4 protein-coding genes are annotated in these 3390 nt (G+C 43.2%); 1 reads left to right on the plus strand and 3 read right to left on the minus strand.

Annotated elements, in window-relative coordinates; translation table 11 throughout:
* A partial coding sequence (locus ACP5L5_RS11460; RefSeq protein ID WP_428763935.1) for a heavy metal-binding domain-containing protein occupies positions 1-190 on the minus strand: 190 nt, incomplete at its 3' end.
* A gap of 261 nt (positions 191-451) precedes the next feature.
* Between ACP5L5_RS11460 and ACP5L5_RS11465 the strand changes: the two genes are divergently transcribed.
* The gene (locus ACP5L5_RS11465; RefSeq protein WP_428763936.1) at positions 452-751 is read left to right on the plus strand and encodes a hypothetical protein; all 300 of its coding nucleotides are present in this window, start codon (positions 452-454) and stop codon (positions 749-751) included.
* A gap of 54 nt (positions 752-805) precedes the next feature.
* On the opposite strand, the gene ACP5L5_RS11470 is transcribed toward ACP5L5_RS11465, so the two are convergent.
* Positions 806-2836 carry a NosD domain-containing protein gene (locus ACP5L5_RS11470; protein WP_428763938.1) on the minus strand — a complete coding sequence of 677 codons (2031 nt, stop codon included), beginning with the start codon at positions 2834-2836 and terminating at the stop codon, positions 806-808.
* Positions 2837-2972: 136 nt separating this feature from the next.
* Positions 2973-3390 (minus strand): hypothetical protein (locus ACP5L5_RS11475; RefSeq protein WP_428763939.1); only part of this gene is annotated, 418 nt, incomplete at its 5' end.

The following is a 3390-nucleotide window of genomic DNA, read 5'->3' on the forward strand; positions in this document are numbered from 1 at the left end:
CCTGCTCAGCCAACTCGGTGAACTCCTTAATCTCACCACCAGCCAAAGCCCTCAAACCAGCAAGAAACCTACCGCCAATACCCCTAGACCTGACGGTAATACCCAAGGCAACACCAAGTACCTTGACAACCCTATAACCAGGTATGTAGGGCGAAGTAACAACAATGATATCACCCTCCCTAATCGCCATACCGACCAACACCTATACACAAAGCATTTTAAACCTAACTTCACAATTACGGATCCACGCTTAACCAATTGAGGGCATTTAAGTAATCCTTTTGCATCCGTATTAATGATGGCGTAGCCTGCCTAACCGACCTATTCTCAATACTATACATAATCTACTACCAAAACGAGATAAGCCTAAGCAGCAATACCGCAGTAACTGGCATGTTTCACAAAAACGATCAACGTATATGGATATCCCATCAACATAACGATTATTGAGATGCCAGTCGACAAGGCGAATCCGCAATCGCTGGTAATATATGGCCTAGTGGCTGCTGTACCCAGCAACAATTCTGTAATAATCATAACACATGTAGAACCAATATTAGTAATTCAATCCACGATCATGCAACATGAGAACTATCTCTACGTGCTGACGCCATTTCCAGTCCTAATCAACGGCTACCTCATTTGCGCCGCTTTGGCTGTGACCGTAGGCACGATAGTAAGTATTACAGTACCAAGAGCCATGTATGGATCAGGCGATTGCCATCCGTTAAGTAATGATCATAAAGAATAGGCTAAAATTGCACGATTTACGTGAGTTATTCTCATCAATACCCTCGAGGTCATCTTAAATTATGACCGTAATCCTCATATGCCTAAACGTCATGTGAAACTTGGGTATTGGCTTAATAATTACATAGACGAAGCCGGAACTAGGCAGATGGGTTTCCAGGTAGTAGTAATTGCTGTCCTGATAAATCATTGTATGGGTTAGGTATGAAATCCCGTTACTCGTCCTCATCACAATGACGATACTCGCCGGATTGATCAACTTGCTTATGGCGAATACCACCGAAATATCGGCGATATTGCTCGAATTAATTATTGTGATCTTGACCGAGGATAGCACAAAGTCTGCATTACCCAATACGTTATCCTCACGGACACGTTCCAAGATAATATTCACCTGCATATCATTAACTGCAGTAACTTTGATGGAGCTTACGCCAAATTGCTTAAGCACAGACGGTGGTGTAATGAAAACATGCATCTCATTAGCCTTAAGAACCGCCGTCTCCGTATAGTAAGTTCCAGGTTCCACCATAACGCCATAGTACCATGCCGGAGCCACCAATGGGTAATAATCCACATTGTTCTCATCGACCACGTAAGGGCTATCCGCCACACCATCACCATCCTTATCAACGCCATGATCACCCCAGTAATTACCGAGGAAACCCGTGTGAACCTTACCGCCGTACACATACTCAATCTCGTTGGGTGAATGCCAAGTGTTTGTGAGACCCTCACCACTCAGATATAACCAGTCAACGCAAACACTTTGCTCGGTGCCGATGATGCTATTGAGGTAAAGCGTGTTATTGTACGAATCGAGCAGCTCGATACCACATACGTACTCAGTACCTACGACCTTGTTATAAACCACCGTGTTCAATGTGGACTCACCTATGGCAATACCGTAAAATAAGCTACTATTGAGTACCTCATTGGCTATTATTACGTTATCCCTGGAATCATATACCTCAATTCCATTCCCATCACTAACAAGACGATTATACCCTATGACGCATTTATTAACCCAATCAAGGTAAACCCCAGACTCGTACGACCGAACATCGTTTCCAATTATCGAGCAATGACTTAGCCCGGCCCCATCAACACCGACAATGCCCTTCCTAAGGGATCCTGCGATTATCCTATTATTCGCAACCGTTACATAACTTGAATTAATTAATTCCATACCATACCTAGCATTAACTATCGTGTTATTCATTACCCTCAAGCCCGTCACATTAATGGCCAACACACCGACAACAACATTACTAACATTAAGCCCCGTAACAGCCACATTCCTAGAGTTGATAATAATAACCTGCCCACCATAATGCACAACCACGTTAGCAACACCCTCAAGGTAAATTAGGGGCTTTCCATTAACCACATTACCACGTATATAATTGCCAGGACCTAACGCCGCTAATCCATCGTTAGTAAAGCTATTGTTAACAATGGCATTACCCCTAGCATAGGAGCCTAGGAATAGCCCGTACGTATTATTAACAAACTCATTCCCCAATATCGTATTATTAATCGAGTCAGATAGAATAGAAATACCATCACTATTATTAACAAGCCTATTCCCAACCACCAAATTACCCCTCGAACCAACAATATCTATCCCCATAAAGACATTATTCGATATGGTATTACCACGTATAACATTGTACGATGATTGCACAACCACACCATGATAATTACCAACCACGGTATTATTAACAATGACACATCGATCAGCCTGAGGATGTAACCAAATACCATCCCAACCACCCACTATCGTAAAACCCACTATAGACACGTTACTAGCCATCACATTAAATACGGTATCAGCACCACTAGACCTAACAACTACGCCACCCTCAGAGATGATAACTAAACCACTCTTATTCACAACAACACTCTCAACATAAACCCCGGCCCTAACTACAATGGTATCCCCAGGCTCAGCAGCATTTATCGCCTCCTGGATGGAGCCATAATCGTTAGGGACATATATGGTCTTAGCGTGAGCGACCATGCCAATATACCCTAACGCCATAAAAACAAATAACGCAACGACCATTAAAACGCCAATCCTCATACCACCTCAACTTTTTACCTTTCTATTCCTGAATATAAACATTACGCCACAACACAATGACCAACCTTAATCGATAAGAGTAAAGCAATAAGAAACCAGCACCAAACTTTTAAGTAAGAATCTCATCACGAACCGCCTAACTTACCGACACGTATATGTACGTCGCAGGTATGTAATAACTACCCGAACCCCACTGATACTTAACCGGCGTATAATAGTAATTAGCATAAATAGTGCCCGCTCCCTGATTCTTAAGTAGTATAGACACATCCGTCGCGGATAAGTACTGCGACTGCGATGACAAGCCAACGGAGGCCGCTATGTATGGGCTCACAGGGACCTTAGCAAGCAATGGTATCGCTACCGAGGGCAGGTCTATATCGTTTACCTCACGAACCATGACGTAGGAATAATACGAGACGCCAGATGTACTTGTTACTGTATTCGACGGCTTCCAGTTCCTAGCCACAACGTTGAATATCGGATCCAGGCCATAACCGTCGCTTGGATTCGTATCATTATAGTTCCACCTAATCATCGCATTATTCCTGAGG

Source organism: Vulcanisaeta sp., from assembly GCF_049966235.1.
Lineage (GTDB): Archaea > Thermoproteota > Thermoprotei > Thermoproteales > Thermocladiaceae > Vulcanisaeta > Vulcanisaeta moutnovskia.